The organism is Serratia sp. MMO-28 (assembly GCF_037199905.1).
Taxonomy (GTDB): Bacteria; Pseudomonadota; Gammaproteobacteria; order Enterobacterales; family Enterobacteriaceae; genus Chania; species Chania oryzae.
Window position 1 is genome coordinate 77,758 of sequence record NZ_JBBCVB010000001.1, and the last position, 23,030, is coordinate 100,787.

The window sequence follows — 23,030 nt, forward strand, 5'->3', positions numbered from 1 at the left end:
GCAATGTGGGGTTCGCAGATTGAACCCGGATAGAGAGAGTGATGAATACACAACAATTGGCGAAACTACGTACTTTCGTGCCTGAGATGCGACGCGTCCGGCACATCCACTTTGTTGGCATTGGTGGTGCCGGCATGGGGGGTATCGCCGAAGTGTTGGCTAACGAAGGTTATCAGATCAGCGGTTCCGACTTGGCACCGAATCCGGTCACCCAACAGTTAAGCGAGCTTGGGGCAACGATTTATTTCCATCACCGCCCAGAGAATGTGCTGGATGCCAGCGTGGTGGTGGTTTCAACGGCGATTCCGGCAGATAACCCGGAGATTGTCGCGGCCCGTGAGGCCCGTATTCCAGTGATCCAGCGTGCAGAGATGCTGGCTGAACTGATGCGCTACCGTCATGGCATCGCCATTGCCGGTACGCACGGCAAAACCACCACCACCGCGATGGTGTCGAGTATTTATGCTGAAGGTGGGTTGGATCCGACCTTTGTTAACGGCGGATTGGTGAAGGCGGCGGGTACCCATGCGCGCCTGGGCTCCAGCCGTTACCTGATTGCCGAAGCCGATGAGAGCGACGCTTCATTCCTGCATTTGCAGCCAATGGTGGCGATTGTCACCAATATCGAAGCCGACCATATGGATACCTACCATGGCGATTTCGAAAACCTGAAGCAGACGTTCATCAGTTTCCTGCACAACCTGCCGTTCTATGGCCGTGCGGTGATGTGTATTGACGATCCTGTCGTGCGTGAACTGTTGCCACGTGTCGGCCGCCACATCACCACTTACGGCTTCAGTGAAGATGCCGATGTGCGCGTAGAGAGCTATCGTCAGCTTGGGCACCAGGGGCACTTTACCCTGAGCCGCCAGGACAAACCGTTGCTGACGGTGACCCTGAACGCACCAGGCCGCCATAATGCGCTGAACGCCGCGGCGGCGGTGGCGGTGGCCACGGAAGAGGGCATCAGCGATGAGGCCATTCTGCGTGCGTTGGCTGGTTTTCAGGGAACAGGCCGTCGCTTTGATTTCCTGGGCGATTTCCCGCTGGCAGCGGTTAATGGCAAGCCGGGCAGCGCAATGCTGGTGGACGATTATGGCCATCACCCGACTGAAGTGGATGCGACCATCAAGGCCGCGCGCGCAGGCTGGCCGAGCAAACGCTTGGTGATGATTTTCCAGCCGCATCGCTTCACGCGTACTCGCGATCTTTACGATGATTTTGCCCATGTGCTGTCGCAGGTGGATGTGCTGCTGATGCTGGATGTTTATCCGGCCGGTGAAGCGCCGATCCCCGGGGCCGACAGCCGTTCGCTGTGTCGTACCATTCGCAATCGCGGTAAGTTGGATCCGATTCTGGTTGCCGATGCGGAAATCATGCCGGAAACCTTGGCACAATTGTTACAAGATGACGATCTTATCCTGGTGCAAGGCGCCGGTAACGTCGGTAAAATCGCGCGCAAGCTGGCTGAGCTTAAGCTGCAGCCGCAGAGCAAAGAGGAGGCTCACCATGGCTGATAAAGTTGCCGTGTTACTGGGTGGAACCTCCGCAGAACGAGAAGTGTCACTGCAATCCGGGGCGGCGGTGCTGGCTGGGTTGAAAGAGGCCGGTATTGACGCTCATCCTGTCGATACCCGCGATTTCCCAGTGGCTCAATTGAAAGAACACGGGTTCAGCAAGGTCTTTATCGCGCTGCATGGGCGCGGTGGTGAAGACGGTACCTTGCAGGGCCTGTTGGAGTATTTGCAGTTGCCTTACACCGGCAGCGGCGTTATGGCATCGGCGCTAACCATGGACAAGTGGCGCACCAAGCTGGTGTGGCAATCGATGGGTTTACCGATCGCTCCGTATGTGGCGCTGTGCCGTCAGCAGTACTTTGGTCAAGAGCGTGACAGCCTGCTGGCTGCGGTGGCCGCGTTGGGGTTGCCGTTGATCGTCAAGCCTAGCCGCGAAGGCTCCAGCGTCGGCATGAGCAAGGTCACTGAGAGCAGCGCGCTTGCAAGCGCGTTGGAAGAGGCTTTCCGCCATGATGATGACGTGCTGGTGGAGAAATGGCTGAGCGGCCCTGAGTATACCGTGGCGATCCTCGGTGATCGGGTATTGCCTTCCATCCGCATTCAGCCAGCCGGGGTGTTTTACGACTATCAGGCCAAATACATTGCCGATGACACCCAGTATTTCTGCCCAAGTGGCCTGAGTGCGCAGCAGGAAGCCGAGATGGCGGCACTGGCACTGCGTGCCTATCGCGGGCTGGATTGCAGAGGCTGGGGGCGCGTTGATGTGATGCAGGACAGCGATGGCGGTTTTTATCTGCTGGAGGCGAATACTTCGCCGGGAATGACCAGCCACAGCCTGGTGCCGATGGCCGCGCGTCAGGCAGGGTTGACCTTCTCGCAGTTGGTTGCGGCAATTCTGGCGTTGGCTGACTGAGATGTCGCAAGCTGCTCTGAACGCGCGCGATCGCGAGGTGGATAACGGCCCGCGCCGCAGCAACGGAACCCAACTGGCAGGCATGATTTTCCTGCTGATGGTGTTAGGAACGATCTTGTGGGGCGGTTGGGCGGTGATTGGCTGGATGAAAGATGCCAGCCGCTTGCCGCTCTCGAAACTGGTGGTGACCGGCGAGCGCCATTACACCACCAATGATGATATTCGCCAGGCGATCCTGGCGTTGGGTGCACCGGGCACGTTCATGACGCAGGATGTGGACATTATCCAGCAGCAGATTGAGCGCCTGCCATGGATCCAGCAGGCCAGCGTGCGCAAGCAGTGGCCGGATGAGCTGAAGATCCACCTGGTGGAGTATGTCCCGGTGGCGCACTGGAATGATTTGCACATGGTGGATGCTGCCGGTAAGTCGTTCAGCGTACCGGCGGAACGCTTAGGTAAACAGAAATTACCGCTGCTCTACGGCCCGGAAGGGAGTGAGCAGGATGTTTTGGAAGGGTATCGTGCGATGAGCAGCATGTTAGCGGCCAGCAAGTACCCGCTTAAGATGGTGTCTATGACGGCCCGCCACTCATGGCAGTTAGCTTTGGATAACGATGTTCGGCTGGAGCTGGGACGTGACGATCGCATGGGGCGCCTGCAACGCTTTATCGGGCTTTATCCGGTGTTGTTGCAGCAGGCACAAGCGGAAAACAAGCGTATCAGCTATGTCGATTTACGTTACGACACCGGTGCCTCGGTCGGTTGGGCCCCGGCGTTTATTGACCCGCAGGCAGCAGGCGAACGGTCAGACAGTAATCAGCAACAGAATCAGGCACAGGCAAAACAACAATGATCAAGTCGACGGACAGAAAACTGGTAGTTGGACTGGAGATCGGTACTGCAAAAGTCTCCGCATTGGTAGGGGAAGTTCTGCCCGATGGCATGGTCAACATTATCGGGGTGGGCAGTTGCCCGTCTCGCGGTATGGATAAGGGTGGTGTCAACGACCTGGAGTCGGTAGTGAAATGCGTTCAGCGTGCTATCGATCAGGCCGAACTGATGGCTGACTGTCAGATTTCTTCGGTTTACCTCGCATTATCGGGTAAACATATTAGCTGTCAGAACGAAATAGGGATGGTGCCTATTTCAGAAGAGGAAGTGACGCAGGAGGATGTGGAGAACGTGGTGCACACCGCCAAATCGGTACGTGTCCGCGATGAACACCGCATTCTGCACGTTATCCCTCAGGAATATGCCATCGATTATCAGGAAGGGATCAAAAATCCGGTGGGGTTATCCGGCGTGCGTATGCAGGCCAAGGTGCACCTGATCACCTGCCATAACGATATGGCAAAGAATATTGTCAAAGCGGTGGAACGTTGTGGTCTGAAAGTGGATCAACTGATTTTCGCCGGTCTGGCGGCCAGCTATGCGGTGCTGACCGAAGATGAGCGTGAACTCGGTGTCTGTGTGGTGGATATCGGCGGTGGCACCATGGACATGGCCGTGTATACCGGCGGCGCGCTGCGCCACACCAAAGTGATCCCTTATGCCGGGAACGTGGTCACCAGCGATATCGCCTATGCCTTCGGGACACCGCCGGCAGACGCGGAAGCGATTAAAGTTCGACACGGCTGTGCGCTTGGGTCGATTGTTAGCAAGGATGAGAGTGTAGAGGTGCCTAGCGTTGGGGGCCGCCCCCCTCGTAGTCTGCAAAGACAGACTCTGGCTGAAGTGATTGAGCCGCGCTACACCGAACTGTTGAATCTGGTTAACGATGAAATTTTGCAATTGCAGGAGCAACTACGGAGCCAAGGGGTGAAGCATCATCTGGCAGCGGGCATTGTGCTGACCGGCGGTGCCGCCCAGATTGACGGCTTGGCAGCCTGTGCGCAACGGGTGTTCCACACCCAGGTGCGCATTGGCCAACCCTTAAACATCACGGGGCTGACGGACTACGCACAGGAGCCTTATTACTCCACGGCGGTAGGGTTGTTGCACTATGGAAAAGAGTCTCACCTGAGCGGTGAGGCAGAAGTAGAAAAACGCGCCTCAGTGGGCAATTGGTTTAAACGTATCAATAGCTGGCTGAGAAAAGAGTTTTAATGTTTCAACAAAGAGATCATGCTGAATTATCTTTTTATGATCTCGCAGCGACAGGCACAAAACGGAGAGAAACTATGTTTGAACCAATGGAACTAACCAATGACGCGGTGATTAAAGTCATCGGCGTCGGCGGTGGCGGTGGCAACGCCGTTGAACACATGGTGCGCGAGCGCATCGAAGGTGTTGAATTCTTTGCCGTTAACACCGACGCTCAGGCGTTACGTAAAACGGCAGTGGGCCAAACCATCCAGATTGGTAGCGGTATTACCAAAGGGTTGGGGGCAGGTGCGAACCCGGAAGTGGGTCGTAATTCGGCGGAAGAAGACCGTGAAGCCCTGCGTGCAGCCCTGGAAGGTGCAGACATGGTCTTTATCGCGGCTGGCATGGGTGGCGGTACCGGTACCGGTGCCGCGCCCGTTGTGGCTGAAGTTGCCAAAGATCTGGGTATTCTGACCGTCGCCGTGGTGACCAAGCCGTTCAATTTTGAAGGCAAGAAGCGCATGGCGTTCGCTGAACAGGGTATCGCGGAGCTGTCCAAACACGTGGACTCGCTGATCACTATCCCGAACGACAAGTTGCTGAAAGTGCTGGGCCGTGGCATTTCTCTGCTGGATGCGTTTGGCGCGGCTAACGACGTGCTGAAAGGTGCTGTGCAGGGTATTGCCGAACTGATCACCCGTCCGGGCCTGATGAACGTCGACTTTGCCGACGTGCGCACCGTAATGTCCGAAATGGGCTATGCGATGATGGGGTCCGGTGTGGCAAGCGGCGAAGACCGTGCCGAAGAAGCGGCGGAAATGGCGATCTCCAGCCCACTGCTGGAAGATATCGATCTGTCCGGTGCACGTGGCGTGCTGGTCAACATCACCGCAGGCTTCGATCTGCGTCTGGATGAGTTTGAAACCGTGGGTAACACTATCCGTGCTTTCGCTTCTGACAACGCGACCGTGGTGATCGGGACTTCGCTGGATCCGGAAATGAACGACGAACTACGTGTGACCGTAGTGGCTACCGGTATCGGTATGGACAAACGTCCTGAAATCACGCTGGTAACCAATAAACAGGCCAGCCAGCCAGTGATGGATCACCGTTACCAGCAGCATGGTATGTCGCCGTTGACGCAGGAGGTTAAACCTGCTGCCAAAGTGGTGAACGATCAGAGCACGCAACCGAATAAAGAGCCCGACTATCTTGATATTCCAGCCTTCTTGCGCAAGCAGGCTGACTAGGAATAAGCTGATATTTTGGAATCTCCGCTCTTTGTGCTAAACTGCCCCGCCGGCCATGCTGTATGCTTGGCCGGTAGGATGGATAAACACTGCGAGATAAAACGATGATCAAACAAAGGACATTAAAACGTATTATTCAGACGACGGGTGTCGGTTTGCATACCGGCAAGAAAGTCACGCTGATAATGCGCCCAGCGCCGGCGAACACCGGGGTCATCTATCGTCGCACTGACTTGAATCCACCGGTTGATTTCCCGGCAGATGCAAAATCCGTGCGTGATACCATGCTCTGTACTTGCTTGGTGAATGAGTCAGACGTGCGTATTTCAACCGTTGAGCATCTCAATGCCGCGCTGGCGGGTTTGGGCATCGATAACATCATTATTGAAGTTGATGCTGCTGAAATCCCTATTATGGACGGTAGTGCCAGCCCGTTTGTATTCCTGTTGCTGGATGCTGGCATCGAAGAACTGAACTCGGCGAAGAAATTCCTGCGTTTGAAAGAGACAGTGCGCGTAGAAGATGGTGATAAGTGGGCAGAGCTGTCCCCGCATAACGGGTTCCGCCTGGACTTCACTATTGATTTCAACCACCCGGCTATTGATGCCAGCACGCAGCGTTACCGCCTTGATTTCTCAGCGGATTCGTTTGTGCGCCAAATCAGCCGCGCGCGTACTTTCGGTTTCATGCGTGATATCGAATATCTGCAATCCCGTGGTTTAGCCTTGGGCGGCAGCTTCGATTGCGCCATTGTGGTAGACGACTATCGTGTCTTGAACGAAGACGGCCTGCGCTTCGAAGACGAATTCGTACGCCACAAAATGCTGGATGCCATCGGCGATCTGTTTATGTGCGGCCATAACATCATTGGCGCGTTTACTGCGTACAAGTCTGGTCATGCGCTGAACAACAAGTTGCTGCAGGCGGTTCTGGCGAAACAGGAAGCTTGGGAATACGTAACCTTCCAGGATGAAGCTGAAATGCCGTTGGCATTCAAAGCACCTTCCACCGTGTTGGCGTAAACCCATACCGCTGATTATTTATCACGACTGGTAGCGTTGGCTCTCTCTCCTGCCAACGACGCCAGTCGTTCCAGTATTTTGCGTAATTTCTCTGGGCTGCGCGCCGCTAATCCTCGTAATTCATCCGCACTTTCCTGGCTTAAGTGACGCAAAGGGGCTGTGGTCCGCGCGTTTTCGGTTGTTTTTACAACATCCTGCACCTGACTGCTGCCTTTTGCCATCAAGGCTGGATTAATCCTGATGTCGATCGACGACAATGATGGTAGAATTTGCGCTCGTAGTGCGGATAGCAGGCTGGGTTGTTCATAGCGCAAGCGCATCATCCAACTGGCATTAGCGGTTTCCAGCACTAAAACACCCTGTCTGAAGTTGGCGACACGGCACCATGGGTGCAACTGGGCGGGCAACAGGCCCCTCACTGCGCGGTTGAGTTTCAGTAGCGCCAAGGCGCGTTGCTGAACGTTATGCAGTGGCCCTTTCTCTGTTGTGAGAGCGTCGTCGAACAGGACATCTAATAATTGTGGACGGCTATCGCGCATGATGGGCTCCGGCGGATTATAAACTCGTGATCGGTATTCTAAATCGTTGGCGACAATTTGGCAGACGTTATTTCTGGCCCCATCTCCTGTTAGGGATGGTCGCGGCCACGCTTGGCGTACCCCAAAATCTGTCTGGCACATCCGATCAGACCGCGGTGCCGAGCACCTCGTCCAGCCTTAACCGCCAGAATTCGGTCAGTGAGGCCTTCAACAGCCTGGCGTTGCTGCAGGAAGTGCATCGCCGCCCAACGTTTGGCGTTGATTACTGGCATCAGCATGCGCTTCGTACCGTCATTCGTCACCTTTCTTTTGCTCTTGCCCCGCAGGCGATTTATGCGCGCGTGCAGGAAGCGGAGCAGGATGCCGTTGAGCCGCCATTGCAGGTGGCACAACTGGCGTTGCTCTCCACGCTCAATGCGTTGCTGACGCATGAGCCGAAACCCCCGACTATCATTCGTGATACCAATCATTCCGTTGTTCCTTCTTTGGCGCAGCATCAGGCCGGGCTGTGGCTCGCTCAGGTGCAGGGTATTCGCGCCGGGCCTGGCCTTTTCAACTGATTCTTGCCCTGCGGGCAACCAACACCACCGAAACAACAGCGAGTTGATGGCGAATATCGCGTCGTCGCGTAAGAGATATTAAGAATCATGTTAAACAAATTATTGACCAAAGTTTTTGGCAGCAGCAACGATCGTACCCTGCGCCGCATGCGTAAAGCGGTTGAAGCGATCAACCGTATGGAACCGGACATGGAAAAACTGTCCGACACTGAATTACAGGCCAAGACCGACGAATTTCGTGAACGCCTGAAGAATGGCGAAGTGCTGGAAAGCCTGATCCCAGAAGCCTTTGCCGTAGTGCGTGAAGCCAGTAAGCGCGTGTTTGGCATGCGCCACTTCGACGTGCAGTTGCTGGGTGGGATGGTGCTGAATGAGCGTTGTATCGCCGAAATGCGTACCGGTGAAGGTAAAACCCTGACGGCGACCTTGCCTGCTTACCTCAATGCCCTGAGCGGCCGCGGTGTGCACGTGGTGACCGTCAACGACTATCTGGCCCAGCGTGATGCCGAAAATAACCGTCCGCTGTTCGAGTTCCTTGGCCTGAGCGTGGGGATCAACCTGCCAAATATGCCAGCAGTAGCCAAGCGCGAAGCTTATGCTGCTGATATCACCTACGGTACCAACAACGAATACGGTTTTGACTACCTGCGTGACAACATGGCGTTCAGCCCGGAAGAGCGAGTGCAACGTAAACTGCACTATGCGCTGGTGGATGAAGTTGACTCCATCCTGATCGATGAAGCACGTACTCCGTTGATCATCTCCGGCCCGGCCGAAGACAGCTCAGAGATGTACATCAAGGTCAACAAGCTGATTCCTCAGTTGATCCGCCAGGAAAAAGAAGATTCCGATACCTTCCAGGGGGAAGGCCACTTCTCGGTGGATGAGAAAGCACGCCAGGTTCACCTGACTGAACGTGGTTTGATCCTGATCGAGCAGATGTTGGTAGATGCCAACATTATGGAAGAAGGCGAATCGTTGTATTCGCCAACTAACATCATGCTGATGCACCACGTAACTGCCGCATTGCGTGCCCACGTGCTGTTCACCCGTGACGTGGATTACATCGTCAAAGACGGTGAAGTCATCATTGTTGATGAGCACACCGGCCGTACCATGCAGGGCCGCCGCTGGTCTGATGGCTTGCATCAGGCGGTAGAAGCGAAAGAAGGCGTGGAAATCCAGAACGAAAACCAGACGCTGGCTTCGATCACCTTCCAGAACTACTTCCGTCTGTATGAGAAGCTGGCCGGTATGACCGGTACTGCCGATACCGAAGCGTTTGAATTCCGCTCGATCTACAAGTTGGATACGATCGTGGTGCCGACCAACCGCCCAATGATCCGTAAAGATATGCCGGATCTGGTCTACATGACCGAAAAAGAAAAGATCGCGGCAATCATTGAAGATATTCGTGAGCGCACCACTAATGGTCAACCCGTGCTGGTCGGTACCATCTCGATTGAAAAATCTGAAGTGGTTTCCCGTGAGCTGACGAAGGCCGGGATTGAGCACAAAGTGCTGAACGCCAAGTTCCACGCCATGGAAGCAGAGATTGTGGCACAGGCGGGGCAGACGGCCGCAGTGACCATCGCCACCAACATGGCAGGCCGTGGTACGGATATCGTGCTGGGGGGAAGCTGGCAGGCGGAGATCGCGCAGTTGGAAGATCCTAGCGAAGAGCAGATAGCGGCGATCAAAGATGCGTGGCAAATCCGCCATGACGCGGTGCTGGCTGCCGGTGGTTTGCATATTATCGGTACCGAGCGCCATGAATCACGCCGTATCGATAACCAGCTGCGTGGCCGTTCTGGTCGTCAGGGCGATGCGGGGTCTTCCCGTTTCTATCTGTCGATGGAAGATGCGCTGATGCGTATTTTTGCCTCGGACCGCGTATCCGGCATGATGCGTAAGCTGGGTATGAAAGACGGCGAAGCGATTGAGCATCCATGGGTAACCAAAGCGATTGCCAACGCGCAGCGTAAAGTAGAAAGCCGTAACTTCGATATCCGTAAGCAGTTGTTGGAATACGACGATGTGGCTAACGATCAACGTCGTGCGATCTACAGCCAGCGTAACGAACTGCTGGACGTATCGGACGTGAGCGAAACCATTAGCAGCATTCGTGAAGACGTATTCAAAACCACGATTGATAACTACATTCCGCCGCAGTCGCTGGAAGAAATGTGGGACGTGAAGGGGCTGGAAGAGCGTCTGAAGAGCGATTTCGATCTGGACATGCCGATCGCCGAATGGCTGGACAAAGAACCGCAGCTGCATGAAGAAACCTTGCGTGAGCGTATTCTGGAGAAAGCGAAAGAAGATTACCTGCGCAAAGAGGAAGTTGTTGGTGCTGAGATGATGCGTAACTTCGAGAAGGGGGTGATGTTGCAGACTCTGGACTCGCTGTGGAAAGAGCATCTGGCGGCAATGGATTATCTGCGCCAAGGGATCCACCTGCGCGGTTATGCGCAAAAAGATCCGAAGCAGGAATACAAGCGTGAATCTTTCAATATGTTTGGCAACATGCTGGAGTCACTGAAGTATGAAGTGATCAGTGTGCTGAGCAAGGTTCAGGTACGTATGCCGGAAGAAGTTGAAGCTCTGGAGCTGCAGCGTCGTGAAGAAGCTGCGCGTCTGGCGCGTCAGCAACAGCTGAGCCACCAGGAAGAGAACGCGTTGGTCATTGAGGATCCTAACTCACCGGCGGTAGCCGAGCGTAAAGTGGGGCGTAACGATCCTTGTCCGTGCGGTTCCGGCAAGAAATATAAGCAGTGCCACGGCCGTTTGCAAAAGTAAGCGGGCAGTAGTGAGTCACTAAACATAGGGGTTCAGCTTGCTGAACCTCTTTTTTTTGCAGGCAACGATTGGGAGGATGCGATGAAGCACCTGAACATCGCCGTAGGTATTATCCGTAACCCACGGCAGGAAATCTTTATCACGCGCCGTGCAGCCGATGCACACATGGCTGGTTTCTGGGAGTTTCCCGGCGGCAAGATTGAGCAGGGTGAAACGCCGGAACAGGCATTACGCCGTGAATTGCTGGAGGAAACCGGAATTGATGCACATCAGACACAGCTGTTGGAGGTGTTGGAACATCATTTCACCGATCGGATTGTGACGCTGAATTTCTACCTGGTGGAAGGTTGGACGGGCGAGCCGTATGGCCGTGAAGGCCAGCCAATGCGCTGGGTGAAACAGACGGACCTACGTGAGGATGAATTCCCAGAAGCCAATGCCAGCATTATCAACTTACTGGTTGCACAGGCCAGTGCTGCACAATGATTTTTTCGGCCTGGCATGCCAGGCCGCGATGATGACGGCTAACGATCGCGATCGTCTTCTTCACTCCAGTCTTCGGTTTCTGACAGATCGCCAGTGCTGGGGATACGTTTCTCTTCGTCAGCCCATTCACCCAGATCGATCAGTTGGCAACGTTTGCAGCAGAATGGGCGATAGGGGCTGACTTCACCCCAAACGACACCTTTGCCACAGGTTGGGCATTTCACTACGGTCGTCATATTTCTTCCTTACTTCCCTCAGCAGGCGAAAGTGTTATCTCAGTGTCTTAACAGCAGGCCAACTCAAAGTCCAAACGCTCTGGCACCATGCCATTTTCGCTGTCTAACGGCAGGAAACGGATGGCATAACGCGTTTTGTGGCCGGAAATCTGTGGGTATAGCTGATAAGCCAGAGCAATATTCAAGCGTAGCAGATCGGCCCCCTCAGCGTTGTCCTGAAAGAAACCATTCAAACTGGTTTGCTTACGGAAAGCTCCGGCCTGACGCACCAGATCCAACACTATGGTCAGCGCTTGGCGCAGTGGTTCCAAGGTTTCCAGCCAGGCAGCAACGTCGGCGTCACGCTCATGTTGGGCAACGTGCATCCAGATATGCAACGTCGGTAAGTCAAAACTGCAACAGCCACCTGGAATACTCAGGCGCTGGCGAACCAGGCTGATCAGGCGATCTTCACGCAGAGCCTGGCCCATGCGCGGTGCCGACATCAACGAGGCAGCACGTGCTTTTAACTGGCTGCGTAATTGATTGATCACGGACATGTCTACGCCGGGCACCTCGGCCCATTGCAGCAATTTTTGCTGCTGGCGCTCTAGCTCTTTCAGGAGTTCGGTGCGGACTTCACCACGTTCCAGCACGTCCAACAGATCTGCGACGGTGCGGAAAAAGGTCAGGGCGATGGCGGTTTCGCTTAATGCCCTTTGGCCATGCAGTTGTTGCAGTAAAAACTCAATGCGCAGCCAGGTACGCATTTTTTCATTTAACGGGTGTTCAAAGAAAACGGTTAGGGAAGCGTCACTCATTCAGTTTAATCCTGTCGGGTCTCTGGCATTGCCAACTCAAGATAGCGGCGATGCAGTGCGGCGACATAAGGCTCAATTCCCTGAGCCGTGCCGCTATTGTCAATAACATCGTCGGCAACCGCCAAGCGTTGTTCACGCGTAGCCTGTGCAGACAAAATATCCTGTGCCTGCTGGCGGCTGATGCCATCGCGGGCGATAGTTCTGGCGAGTTGCGTCTCGTCATCGACATCGACAACCAAAACGCGATCGGCGCGATCCTGCAGATGGTTTTCCACCAGCAGTGGCACTACCCACAGTGCGTAAGGGCCGTTGACCTGCGCCAGTTGACGCTGGGTTTCCTGGTGAATCAGTGGATGCAGTAACTGGTTAAGCCAGGTTTTATCGTCAGGATGACTGAAGATACGCTGACGTAGCGCAGAACGGTTGAGTGAACCGTCACCCAGCAACATTTTATTACCAAAATGTGCAGAAATAGCTGCCAATGCAGGGCTTCCTGGTTCAACAACCTGACGGGCAATCACGTCAGCATCAACGATGGCAACGCCCAAACGCGCAAAAGCGTCTGCAATGGTCGACTTGCCGCTGCCGATACCGCCTGTCAATGCAACAATGTAGGCCATGGTACGGGAGACATCCTGATATTCACCAAAAATTAATAAACGAATCATAAAGCGATCGCGCAGAAGTGCAAGCTGGCGCGAGCGACTTACCCCATATCGCAGGATATCACTCCGCCAGAGGGGGAAAGGGGCGGAGAAAGTGATGTGGAAATCACATTGCGATGTTGTAGGTAAATTTATGGGATTGTAGCGTAAATAAAGGCGAAATCGCAGTCTTGCCGAGTGATTATTAGTGCGTATGATAGCGTCACTGGAACTGGCATTAATCTACCCATCGCCTTTCAAGCCACAGCGTTGTCAGCTGTGCTTGCCCACTCCAGTCACTTACTTGAGTAAGCTCCTGGAAATAGGCAAGTTGGCCACTGAGCCGTCGCTTGAAGTTCATCGGGTACAGGTTCGAATATCCCCCTGCGATCCGTCGCCAAAAACCAGGAAATTATTAGTCATGCGTATTGAAGAAGATTTGAAGCTGGGCTTTAAAGATGTGTTGATTCGCCCAAAGCGCTCCACGCTGAAAAGCCGCTCAGAAGTTGAACTGGAACGTCAGTTTACCTTCAAACATTCAGGTTGGAACTGGTCTGGAGTGCCGATTATTGCTGCCAACATGGATACGGTTGGCACCTTCCGCATGGCTGAAGCTTTGGCATCCTTCGAGATCCTCACCGCTGTTCATAAGCATTACACCGTTGAGCAATGGGCTGAGTTTGTGCAGCGTGTGCCGGAATCCACCCTGCGCCACGTGATGGTGTCTACTGGCACCTCCGAAGCCGACTTCGTGAAAATGAAGCAGATTCTGGCCTTATCCCCAGGGCTGAAGTTCATCTGCATTGATGTGGCAAACGGCTACTCTGAACACTTCGTTGCCTTCTTGCATAAAGCCCGTGAAGCCTGCCCAAATCATGTGATTTGTGCCGGTAACGTGGTGACCGGTGAAATGGTCGAAGAACTGATCCTATCTGGCGCTGATATTGTTAAAGTGGGTATCGGCCCAGGTTCTGTTTGTACCACCCGCGTGAAAACCGGTGTGGGCTACCCGCAGCTTTCTGCCGTGATCGAGTGCGCTGATGCCGCACACGGTCTGGGTGGCCAGATTGTCAGTGACGGTGGTTGTTCGGTGCCGGGCGACGTGGCTAAAGCTTTCGGCGGTGGCGCAGACTTTGTGATGCTCGGCGGTATGCTGGCGGGGCACGATGAATGCGAAGGCACCGTAGTGGAAGAGAACGGCGAGAAATTCATGCTGTTCTACGGCATGAGTTCTGAATCTGCGATGAAACGCCACGTAGGCGGTGTTGCCGGCTACCGTGCCGCAGAAGGGAAAACCGTCAGGTTGCCGCTGCGTGGTGAAGTTGAGTTTACCGTGCGCGATATCTTGGGTGGCCTGCGTTCTGCCTGTACTTATGTCGGTGCAGAGCGTTTGAAAGAGCTGACCAAGCGTACTACCTTTATCCGCGTCGCGGAGCAGGAAAATCGCGTTTTCGGCAGTAAATAAGCCTACGAAACCCAGCTTTAAACCCGGTTAACGCCGGGTTTTGTATTTCTGCACTACCCCAACACGTTTCCCAGTTGGAAAATAGGCAAATACATGGCGATGACCAAGGCGCCGACAATGCCGCCAACCACCATCATCAGCATAGGCTCAAGCGTTTGTGCCAGCGTATCAGCAAGTTCGTGAGTCTGCTGTTCATGCCAGTGCGCCAGCTTCTCTAAAAGGATATCCAGCGTACCGGACTCTTCGCCAACCCGAACCAGTTGCTGGCACAGGGAGGGGAATAACGCCTGTTGAGATAACGCGCGGTGGAAAGGGTACCCTTGGACTAACTGCTGCTGAATAGCTTCTAAGGCCTGGTGATAAAACAGGTTACCAACCGACAGCGTAGCGGCGTGCAGCCCTTCAACCAGCGTGAGACCTGCCTGCTGAGTCATGGTCAGGATGCGGAATATCTGGCTGAGGCAATTGCCTTTTATCAACGAAGCAATCAGCGGGATGCGTAGCAGGGCGGCCTGTTCACGCCGTTGCCAATCGGGCAACGGATGCAGCCAGCGCAGATACCCCCCTGCCAGCCCCGACAGGCTCACCAGCAGATAAGGCCCGGCCCCGATCAGCAGCGCGGAGAGATTCAGCAACCCTTGGGTAAACCAGGGGAGTGGCGCATTGAATGATTGGTATACCTTGGCAAACTCCGGCAGCACCATCACCAGCATCAATATGCTGACCAGTATGGCCACCACGCAGATAAACAGCGGGTAGCGCAGGGCTTTCGCCACCTTTTTCTGCAGCTTTTGCTGGGCTTCCTGTTGCTGTGCCAACTGCAGGCAGCAGCGGTCAAGGTTGCCGGTCAGCTCACCGATGGCAATCAACTGGCGGTAGATCAGTGGGAACACGGCCTGCTGCTCACTAATCACCTCAGAGAAAGGTTGCCCCAGAGCCACTTTATGGCTGATTTCCAACAGCAGGCAGCGCCAGGCCGCTGATTGATGCTCTTTGGCCAGCAGTTGCAGGCTGTTGACCAGCGGCAGGCCAGCCTGTAACAGGGTAGCCAGTTGCCGGGTAAATTGGATCATCGGCTCACCACGCCAGAGGCGCGGAGTGATGCGTTTCCCTGCACTGATTTGATAAGGCTGTAGCCCTTGCTCAAGCAGTTGCTGGTAAACCTGATTTTTGTCATCGACCATGAATTCCCCTTGGCGGATAGCGCCTTGAGAATCGATCGCCTGCCACAGGTAGAGACGGCACTTTTTCATACGTTTGCCTCGCTGCTCGCTGCTGTGCCAACAACGCGGTACACCTCTGCCAGCGACGTTGTCCCTTGTGCCACCAGCGCTAAACCGGCTTGCAGCAGCGTTATTTGCCCCTGCTGTTGTGCAATGTCTGCCAGTTGGGCCGCTGAAGCATTCTGCAGCAGGGCATCTTGTACTTCAGGGGTGATGGTTAGCAGTTCATAGAGGCCAATGCGGCCGTAATAGCCACCAAAACAATGTTCACAACCGGTAGCGCTCCAGGAGGTTAGCGGCTCAGGCCAGAGATTGGCCGGGAAACGCGGGTGTTCGCTCTGCGGATAACGGCAGTGTGTGCATAAGCGCCGCACCAGGCGCTGGGCGATGATCAACTTCAGGCAGGCGGCCAGCAGGTAGCCGGGGATGCCCATTTGGGTCAGGCGCGTCAGGGTTTCGCTGGTGGAGTTGGTATGCAGGGTTGAAAGCACCAAATGCCCGGTTTGTGCGGCTTTTACGGCGATCTCGGCGGTTTCTCTGTCGCGGATCTCGCCGATCATGATGACGTCAGGATCCTGGCGCAGCAGCGCCCGCAAGACGCGGGCGAAATCCAGATCGGTCTTGCTGTTGATCTGGGTTTGGTTGATACCGAATACCGGGATCTCAATCGGATCTTCCACGCTGCATAGATTGCTCTGTATATCATTCAACTGGCGCAGGCCGCTGTAGAGCGTGACGGTTTTACCGCTGCCGGTGGGGCCAGTAACCAGGATCATTCCTTGCGGGCAGGCGAGGGCATTGGCATACAGCCCAAGCGCTGCCGGGCTCATACCGAGCTGTTCGAGCAGCAGTTCCTGACGATCGGTTTGCAGGATCCTCAACACCACTTTTTCGCCATATAGCGTCGGCAACGTTGAAATGCGCATTGAGAAACTGGCGTTGTCCAACTGTACGCTGAGTTGGCCGTCCTGCGGCAGACGGCGCTCTGCAATATCCAACTGCCCCATGATTTTCAGCCTGGCGATAATGCGCGTGGCCAGTGGAAAAGGAGGGGAAACAATGGCCTGTAAAACGCCGTCAATCCTTAGCCGGACGCGGAGCGTTTGCTGATAAGGTTCAAAGTGTATATCAGAGGCTCGTCGTTGAATGGCGCTGCGCAGGGTCTGATTGATAAATTGCACCACCGGAGTCTCGCTGTCGTCATTAAGCGAGGGCGCACTACCTTCTGCAATTTCTGGCGATGGTACGCTTTCGGCAGATTGCCACTGATTCTGCGCCTGCTCCAGACGAGCAAGGGGCCATTGTTCAACCACAATGCTTTTGCCAGCGGCAAAGCGCAGCGCTTGCACCAGCGCGGGTGGGATCTCACCGTGCAAGGCGATGGTCAGCTGCTGGGCATTTTCGCTGAGTGCCAACGCCTGGTAGCGCTGGCAGAGTGCGTGGATTTCATCGCTGATGCTCATTTCGGTGGCCCTCATTCAGCCGCATCATCAAAGCGGAATACTTCCTGGCAAGTTTCCTTGAGGTTACTGTCATCGCTGCTGCATAGGCGCGTCCAGCGGATTAAGCCAGAGGGATCCTGTACCGGTGTGAGCGTGGTACTCAGCCCCTGTAAGCTTTGCGTACCGGTCAGGCTGATGGCTCCCTGGCTGACCTCAATTTTACTGACATAGCGTGATGCCGCACCGGCGGGGATGCCTTTGCTGCCCGCGTTGCAACCGGTTGTGCCGCCGTTTTCCAGCGAACAAAGTTCGACCGCCATCTTGTAAGGCGTCATCGCCTGCAACATGTCGGTCATGGCTGCTTTCTGGATGTAGCGCTGATAAGCGGGAATGCCGATAGCACTCAGTATGGCGATAATCGCAATGACCACCATTAACTCGATCAAGGTAAAACCGCGTTGTGTTTCCATCTGTTGTCTCCTCCCAATAAGCGTGGAGGCAACGTTAAAACGCTGGGCTGCCGCTGGCGAGCGAGCGATGACGATTGTGCGTGGGTGTTCCAGTGCAACGTGTTGGCGTTGCGGGCGGTTAAAAAATAATGCGTGGTATTTCGCAGATTGAGAGATGAAAAACGCCTCTCTGCGGTAGCAAAAAGGCGGTTTGAGAGAGGGGATTATTGAAAACGCATCGACAAATCGAGAGCGGTGACGTGCTTGGTCAATGCCCCCACCGAGATGTAGTCCACGCCGGTTGCGGCAAACTCCCGCAGGGTCTGGGCAGTGACGTTACCGGAAACTTCAAGCTGTGTTCGCCCCTGAGCCAGGGCAACGGCATCGCGCATCATCGCCAGGCTGAAATTATCCAGCATCACGATGTCGGCACCGGCATCCAGCGCCTGCTGTAGTTCGTCCAATGATTCAACCTCCACCTCTACCGGGACGTCGGCGTGCAGCCAGAAGGCTTTTTCCACCGCGTTTTTGATCGACCCTGAAGCAATGATGTGGTTTTCTTTAATCAGGAAAGCGTCAGAAAGGCCCAGACGATGATTGCTGCCACCGCCGCACAGCACGGCATATTTTAACGCAGTACGCAGGCCTGGCAGCGTTTTGCGCGTATCCAGCAGGCGGGTTTGCGTACCTTTAAGCAATTCAACGTAATGGCTGACTGCGGTAGCGACACCGGAAAGGGTTTGGACAAAATTCAGCGCAGTGCGCTCGCCGGTCAGCAGGATGCGCGCCGGGCCACTCAGGTGGCACAGGGGCTGGTTAGGCACCAGACGATCGCCATCCTGCACCAGCCACTCTATTCTCACCTGCCCACCCAATTGGATAAACACTTCATCCATCCAGCGGCGGCCACAGAAAATACCCGGTTCGCGGGTGATGACGGTGGCTTCAGCCTGCTTGTCTGGCGGGAGTAATTGCGCGGTAATATCGCGCTCGGCATCCACTTCCCCCCCCAGGTCCTCTCTCAGCGCTTGGGCAACGGTATAAGGGATATCACTTTCAATACGTTCAAGAAGCGCGGTACGGCGACTGTCAGCACTGTAACGGCGTGTCGGCATAGAAAACTCCGGAATGGGCGGTAGGTTTGTAAGCGATCATGCTACTCTGTTGCGAAAGCAAGTACCACCGTAGCGAGGTCAGGTGCTGTTCTGGGACGCCAGTGTTAAAGGCAGTTCTACCTGGTAACAACCCGCTCAGCCCAGCGGCGCTAAGCTGGGTAAAGATAACGAGAGGAGAGGATTAGCTAATGACGCTGTTTACGCTGTTACTGGTTCTGGCGTGGGAACGTCTATTTAAACTGGGTGAGCATTGGCAGTTGGACCACCGCCTTGAAGTGGTGTTTCAGCGCCTGCACCGGTTTTCGCTGGCACAAACGCTGTTTATGGTTATTGTCTGGATGGCGCTGATCGGGGGCATCCTGTGGCTGGCTAAAGGCCTGCTTTTTGGTGTGGTCGTGCTGCTGTTGTGGATCCTGATTGGGCTGCTGTGCGTGGGGGCGGGTGTCAAGCGTAAGCATTACCGTGCCTATTTAAGCGCTGCCCGTCAGGGCGACGAGCATGCCAGCGATCAGATGGCAGAAGAATTGGCCTTGATCCATGGCCTCCCGGTTGGTTGTAGCAAAGAAGAGCGGCTGCGCGGGCTGCAGAATGCGTTGCTGTGGATTAACTATCGCTATTATCTGGCACCGTTATTCTGGTTTGTGGTAGGCGGGCCTTATGGGCCGATTGCGCTGGCAGGCTATGCTTTTCTGCGCGCTTATCAAACCTGGTTGGCGCGCCACCAGACGCCACTGGAGCGTTCCCAGGCCGGTATCGATTTTCTGCTGCACTGGCTGGATTGGATCCCGGTGCGGTTGGCTGGGGTGGCCTATGCGCTATTTGGTCACGGTGAAAAAGCCTTGCCTGCCTGGTTTGCTTCGTTAGGCGATCGCCATACTTCACAATATCTGGTGTTGACGCGTCTGGCGCAGTTCTCTTTAGCGCGCGATCCGCATGATGATCAGGTGCAGACACCACGAGCTGCGGTCACGCTGGCGCGGAAGGTGACAATGATTATCCTGGTAGTGGTGGCGCTGCTGACAATTTACGGTACGCTGGTTTAAACCGCAGTGTAGTGAGAGAGCGGGCGCGCAATGCGCCCGCGAACTGATTTACAGCTTGGCGAAGCAGCGGCGGGCCGCAGCGACGGTGCGCTGAATGTCTTCATCGCTGTGTGCGACCGACATAAACCCGGCCTCGAATGCTGAGGGCGCCAGATAAATCCCTTCGTCCAGCATCAGGTGGAAGAAGCGCTTGAAGCGTTCAACATCACATTGCATCACGTCCTGATAGCAGGTGACGGCTGGTGCGTCGGTAAAGAACAGGCCGAACATACCGCCAACATGGTTGACGACAAACGGAATGTTTTCGGCTTTTGCCGCTTCCAGCAGGCCTCTGGCCAGTTTGTCGGTCAGTTCAGTCAACGTCTGGTGGATGCCCACCTGTGAAACCTCGGTCAGACAGGCGAAACCTGCCGCCATGGCAATCGGGTTGCCCGACAGCGTCCCGGCCTGATAGACCGGCCCGGTGGGGGCCAATGCGTCCATCACTTCACGACGGCCACCGAAGGCCCCGACCGGCATGCCGCCGCCGATAATTTTGCCGAGGCAGGTCAGATCCGGCACCACATCGTAATAACTTTGCGCACCCGCCAGGGCAACGCGGAACCCGGTCATGACTTCGTCAATAATCAGCAGCGCGCCATATTGATCGCACAATGCGCGCAGGCCGGGCAGGAATTCTGGCAGTGGTGGTACGCAGTTCATGTTGCCAGCTACCGGTTCAACGATGATACAGGCGATCTCTGCTGGGTATTGTTCAAACGCGCTACGCACAGACTCAAGATCGTTAAAGGTGCAGGTCAGAGTATGTTTGGCAAAATCGGCCGGTACGCCCGGTGAGTTTGGCTGGCCTAGCGTCAGAGCGCCGGAGCCGGCTTTGACCAGCAGGCAGTCGGCGTGGCCGTGATAACAACCTTCAAACTTGATGATTTTGTCACGATGGGTGTAACCGCGCGCCAGACGAATGGCGCTCATGGTCGCTTCCGTACCGGAGTTCACCATACGCACCATATCCATCGTCGGCACCAGTTCGGTAACCAACTGCGCCATTTTGACTTCCATTTCGGTCGGTGCGCCAAAGCTCAGGCCACGCTGCGCCGCTTCGATGACCGCATTACGGATCGCCGGATGATTGTGGCCCAGCACCATGGGGCCCCAGGAACCGACGTAATCGATATAGGCTTTGCCATCGGCATCAAAAAGGTAAGCACCGTCAGCGCGTTCGATAAACAGTGGTGTGCCGCCGACACCGGTGAATGCACGCACCGGAGAGTTAACCCCGCCGGGGATTAACTGTTGCGCCTGGGCATACAGACTTTCGGACTTGCTGTGTAAGCTCATAAATCGGCTCCTGGATTTTTATTTGAATGATTTGACCGCGCTATTCTAGAGGAGTGCGCTACGTTATGAAACGATCGCGTGTTGATGAACCCTGGTGGCCCGCTCAGTTTCAGGGTGCAAGCTCTTGTATTCCTCGGTATTGGGCCGCACATTAGACGAGCAGGCTTGGGTTGCGGCAAAAGAAACAAGTAAAGAAAATACAACAAATGCGGTGAATACTTGAACGCAACACTCAGGTATTAGATAATCAAAGGCATTGATCAGGCTAGCCTGATGCGCAACATGTTGGGAGTAAAGAGTATGAGTGATGAAACAGCACTGCCCCTGCAATTTACCGAGGCAGCAGCAAACAAGGTTAAGTTCCTGATTGCTGACGAAGAAAATCCAAACCTGAAGTTGCGGGTTTACATTACCGGTGGCGGTTGCAGCGGATTCCAGTACGGCTTCACTTTTGACGACAAGGTCAACGACGGTGACATGACCATCGAGAAGCAAGGCGTTGCGCTGGTGGTTGACCCAATGAGCCTGCAATATCTGGTTGGTGGTTCGGTGGATTACACCGAAGGGCTGGAGGGTTCGCGCTTTGTGGTGACCAACCCGAATGCTAAAACGACCTGTGGCTGCGGTTCTTCATTCAGTATCTGAGCCCCTAAGCCATGAAAAAACCCGCCAACCATAACGGTTCGCGGGTTTTTTATTATTTTTCGAGGATAAAGGCAGGTAACTTCAGGTGCCAGCGGATGGCCGCCAGCCGGATACCCAGTGTGATCGCCATGCCCAGCATCATGGCCTGCTGTAGCGGCATCCCGAAGGTGTAGGACGCGGTGGTATGCACGATCCCACCGATAATGCAGGCGGTGGCATAAACCTCGGTGCGCAGGATCATCGGGATTTCGCGAGCCAGCACGTCGCGGATAATGCCGCCGCCGACGCCGGTAATCACCCCCATGCACACGGCCACCAGCGGGCTGGTGCCTGCCGCCAGCGCTTTATTCACGCCAATGCCAACGAATACCGCTAACCCCACCGCGTCCAGCACCGGCAGGATCCATTTTGGCAAGCGGCGCGGCTGGCGCACCAGCAGCAGCGTCAGCACGCAGGTGATCATGGCGACCACCAGATCGGTCGGATCTTTCACCCAGAATACCGGCCCGTTGGCCAGCGCCATATCGCGGATCGTCCCGCCGCCCACTGCAGTTACCACGCCCAGCACCAGTACGCCGAACGGATCCATCCGCAGTTTCCCCGCCAGCAAGACACCAGAGATGGCAAACACAGCGGTACCGAGAATATCCAACCAAAAAACCAGCATTATTTGACCTCCGCCAGTTGGCTACAGAGCTCCTGGGCCGCCAGCATAATGCGTGGCCCGGCGCGGTTGAACCAGTCTTCATTCAGCGCAATGACAGGAACTGCCAGCTGTGGCGCCCAGAACGCCTTCACGCTGGCGATCTGCTGTGCGCCACCGGTGATGACGATGGTCTGCGGCTGGCGCGCCAGCACCTGTTCGCGGCTGATCTGCGGCCACGGCATGCGGCTGTCGGCAAAAATGTTTTCTGCGCCGCACAGCGCAAGCACCTGGCTTTGCAGCGTGGCTGCGGAAGCGGTGAACAAAGGCTGAGTGCCAAACTGCAACAACACGCGGCGTGGCTGATTATGAGCATATTGGGCTTTCAGCGCGGCCATTTGCTGGCGCATGCTCTCTGCGGCCTGATGCGCCTGCTCTGGATGAGGGCTGTATTGCGCCAGCGCATCCAGCGACTTTGCGATGTCATCAATATTTTGGGCATCTGCGTAGAAGATCGGGATACCGAATGAGGCGAGCTGATCCAATAGCCGTTGCGGGTTACCGCCGCGCCAGGCGAGGATCAGATCCGGCTTCAGCGCCAATATCCGTTCCAGATTCATACCTTGCCACGAAGCCACCTGTTCCAGCTTTTTTGCGGCAGGGGGGTAATCCGAATAGGCACTCGCTGCCACCAGGGTTTCGCCCATGCCGGCAGCATAGGCGAGTTCTGTGGTGTTGGGCGCCAGGCTGATAACACGCTGAGCCGCGCTGGCGGGCAGTGCCAAGCATAATGCCAGCAGCCATAACAGTGCCTTC

The 23,030-nt window shown here is 55.3% G+C and carries 23 protein-coding genes; 12 read left to right on the top strand and 11 right to left on the bottom strand.

Annotation, left to right across the window (positions count from 1 at the left end):
• Nucleotides 1-41: 41 nt before the first annotated feature.
• From murC to lpxC, 6 genes are all read left to right on the top strand, one after another.
• Nucleotides 42-1,517, top strand: coding sequence for a UDP-N-acetylmuramate--L-alanine ligase (gene murC / locus WG891_RS00320; RefSeq protein ID WP_337261144.1), 1,476 nt, complete (start codon nt 42-44; stop codon nt 1,515-1,517).
• Entirely contained in the window at nt 1,510-2,430 is a 921-nt protein-coding gene (locus tag WG891_RS00325; protein ID WP_337261145.1) for a D-alanine--D-alanine ligase, read from the top strand. The genes murC and WG891_RS00325 overlap by 8 nt, the downstream gene beginning before the upstream one ends.
• 1 nt (nt 2,431) lies before the next feature.
• Nucleotides 2,432-3,283: a cell division protein FtsQ gene (gene ftsQ / locus WG891_RS00330; protein ID WP_337261146.1), complete on the top strand. Its 852-nt coding sequence runs from the start codon at nt 2,432-2,434 to the stop codon at nt 3,281-3,283.
• Entirely contained in the window at nt 3,280-4,536 is a 1,257-nt protein-coding gene (ftsA, locus tag WG891_RS00335; RefSeq protein WP_076942518.1) for a cell division protein FtsA, read from the top strand. Before ftsQ ends, ftsA begins: the two co-directional genes overlap by 4 nt.
• A 74-nt stretch (nt 4,537-4,610) precedes the next feature.
• Nucleotides 4,611-5,765, top strand: coding sequence for a cell division protein FtsZ (gene ftsZ, locus WG891_RS00340; protein ID WP_337261147.1), 1,155 nt, complete (start codon nt 4,611-4,613; stop codon nt 5,763-5,765).
• 104 nt (nt 5,766-5,869) lie between these two features.
• Nucleotides 5,870-6,787, top strand: coding sequence for a UDP-3-O-acyl-N-acetylglucosamine deacetylase (gene lpxC, locus WG891_RS00345; RefSeq protein WP_076942516.1), 918 nt, complete (start codon nt 5,870-5,872; stop codon nt 6,785-6,787).
• Between the two features lie 14 nt (nt 6,788-6,801).
• On the opposite strand, the gene WG891_RS00350 is transcribed toward lpxC, so the two are convergent.
• Entirely contained in the window at nt 6,802-7,326 is a 525-nt protein-coding gene (locus tag WG891_RS00350) for a DUF721 domain-containing protein (RefSeq protein WP_337261148.1), read from the bottom strand.
• A gap of 26 nt (nt 7,327-7,352) precedes the next feature.
• Between WG891_RS00350 and secM the strand changes: the two genes are divergently transcribed.
• From secM to mutT, 3 genes are all read left to right on the top strand, one after another.
• Entirely contained in the window at nt 7,353-7,886 is a 534-nt protein-coding gene (secM, locus tag WG891_RS00355) for a secA translation cis-regulator SecM (RefSeq protein ID WP_076942514.1), read from the top strand.
• Nucleotides 7,887-7,973: 87 nt separating this feature from the next.
• Nucleotides 7,974-10,685, top strand: a complete 2,712-nt coding sequence (gene secA / locus WG891_RS00360; protein ID WP_337261149.1) for a preprotein translocase subunit SecA — start codon at nt 7,974-7,976, stop codon at nt 10,683-10,685.
• 81 nt (nt 10,686-10,766) lie between these two features.
• Complete coding sequence (mutT, locus tag WG891_RS00365) at nt 10,767-11,171, top strand: 8-oxo-dGTP diphosphatase MutT (protein WP_337261150.1); 405 nt, start codon at nt 10,767-10,769, stop codon at nt 11,169-11,171.
• A 38-nt stretch (nt 11,172-11,209) separates the two neighbouring features.
• Here mutT and yacG read toward each other — a convergent pair whose 3' ends face one another.
• The 3 genes from yacG to coaE are packed head-to-tail and all read right to left on the bottom strand — an operon-like array spanning nt 11,210 to nt 12,827.
• Nucleotides 11,210-11,407 carry a DNA gyrase inhibitor YacG gene (gene yacG / locus WG891_RS00370; protein ID WP_337261151.1) on the bottom strand — a complete coding sequence of 66 codons (198 nt, stop codon included), beginning with the start codon at nt 11,405-11,407 and terminating at the stop codon, nt 11,210-11,212.
• Between the two features lie 47 nt (nt 11,408-11,454).
• Complete coding sequence (gene zapD / locus WG891_RS00375; RefSeq protein WP_337261152.1) at nt 11,455-12,207, bottom strand: cell division protein ZapD; 753 nt, start codon at nt 12,205-12,207, stop codon at nt 11,455-11,457.
• Nucleotides 12,208-12,212: 5 nt separating this feature from the next.
• Complete coding sequence (gene coaE, locus WG891_RS00380; protein ID WP_337261356.1) at nt 12,213-12,827, bottom strand: dephospho-CoA kinase; 615 nt, start codon at nt 12,825-12,827, stop codon at nt 12,213-12,215.
• Between the two features lie 445 nt (nt 12,828-13,272).
• Between coaE and WG891_RS00385 the strand changes: the two genes are divergently transcribed.
• A complete protein-coding gene (locus WG891_RS00385) occupies nt 13,273-14,316 on the top strand; it encodes a GMP reductase (protein ID WP_076942508.1) in 1,044 nt (347 codons plus the stop codon).
• 53 nt (nt 14,317-14,369) lie between these two features.
• On the opposite strand, the gene hofC is transcribed toward WG891_RS00385, so the two are convergent.
• The 4 genes from hofC to nadC all read right to left on the bottom strand — a co-directional run bounded on the left by hofC (nt 14,370) and on the right by nadC (nt 18,545).
• Complete coding sequence (gene hofC / locus WG891_RS00390; RefSeq protein WP_337261153.1) at nt 14,370-15,569, bottom strand: protein transport protein HofC; 1,200 nt, start codon at nt 15,567-15,569, stop codon at nt 14,370-14,372.
• Nucleotides 15,566-17,002 carry a type II secretion system protein GspE gene (gene gspE, locus WG891_RS00395; protein ID WP_337261154.1) on the bottom strand — a complete coding sequence of 479 codons (1,437 nt, stop codon included), beginning with the start codon at nt 17,000-17,002 and terminating at the stop codon, nt 15,566-15,568. The genes hofC and gspE overlap by 4 nt, the downstream gene beginning before the upstream one ends.
• An 11-nt stretch (nt 17,003-17,013) precedes the next feature.
• Complete coding sequence (ppdD, locus tag WG891_RS00400; protein WP_337261155.1) at nt 17,014-17,451, bottom strand: prepilin peptidase-dependent pilin; 438 nt, start codon at nt 17,449-17,451, stop codon at nt 17,014-17,016.
• Nucleotides 17,452-17,654: 203 nt separating this feature from the next.
• Nucleotides 17,655-18,545, bottom strand: coding sequence for a carboxylating nicotinate-nucleotide diphosphorylase (gene nadC, locus WG891_RS00405; protein WP_337261156.1), 891 nt, complete (start codon nt 18,543-18,545; stop codon nt 17,655-17,657).
• 188 nt (nt 18,546-18,733) lie between these two features.
• On the opposite strand from nadC, the gene ampE reads away from it, so the two are divergent.
• The gene (gene ampE / locus WG891_RS00410; protein WP_156292649.1) at nt 18,734-19,588 is read left to right on the top strand and encodes a beta-lactamase regulator AmpE; all 855 of its coding nucleotides are present in this window, start codon (nt 18,734-18,736) and stop codon (nt 19,586-19,588) included.
• Between the two features lie 48 nt (nt 19,589-19,636).
• Here ampE and hemL read toward each other — a convergent pair whose 3' ends face one another.
• Nucleotides 19,637-20,926 (bottom strand): glutamate-1-semialdehyde 2,1-aminomutase, encoded by a 1,290-nt coding sequence (gene hemL, locus WG891_RS00415; RefSeq protein WP_337261157.1) that lies wholly within the window; start codon nt 20,924-20,926, stop codon nt 19,637-19,639.
• Between the two features lie 300 nt (nt 20,927-21,226).
• On the opposite strand from hemL, the gene erpA reads away from it, so the two are divergent.
• Nucleotides 21,227-21,571, top strand: coding sequence for an iron-sulfur cluster insertion protein ErpA (gene erpA / locus WG891_RS00420; protein WP_019455090.1), 345 nt, complete (start codon nt 21,227-21,229; stop codon nt 21,569-21,571).
• Nucleotides 21,572-21,623: 52 nt separating this feature from the next.
• Here the strand turns inward: erpA and WG891_RS00425 are convergent, their stop codons facing one another.
• Nucleotides 21,624-22,238 carry a TRIC cation channel family protein gene (locus WG891_RS00425; RefSeq protein ID WP_337261158.1) on the bottom strand — a complete coding sequence of 205 codons (615 nt, stop codon included), beginning with the start codon at nt 22,236-22,238 and terminating at the stop codon, nt 21,624-21,626.
• On the bottom strand, nt 22,238-23,023 hold the full coding sequence (btuF, locus tag WG891_RS00430; protein ID WP_337261357.1) for a vitamin B12 ABC transporter substrate-binding protein BtuF: 786 nt from the start codon (nt 23,021-23,023) through the stop codon (nt 22,238-22,240). Before btuF ends, WG891_RS00425 begins: the two co-directional genes overlap by 1 nt.
• Between the last annotated feature and the right edge of the window lie 7 nt (nt 23,024-23,030).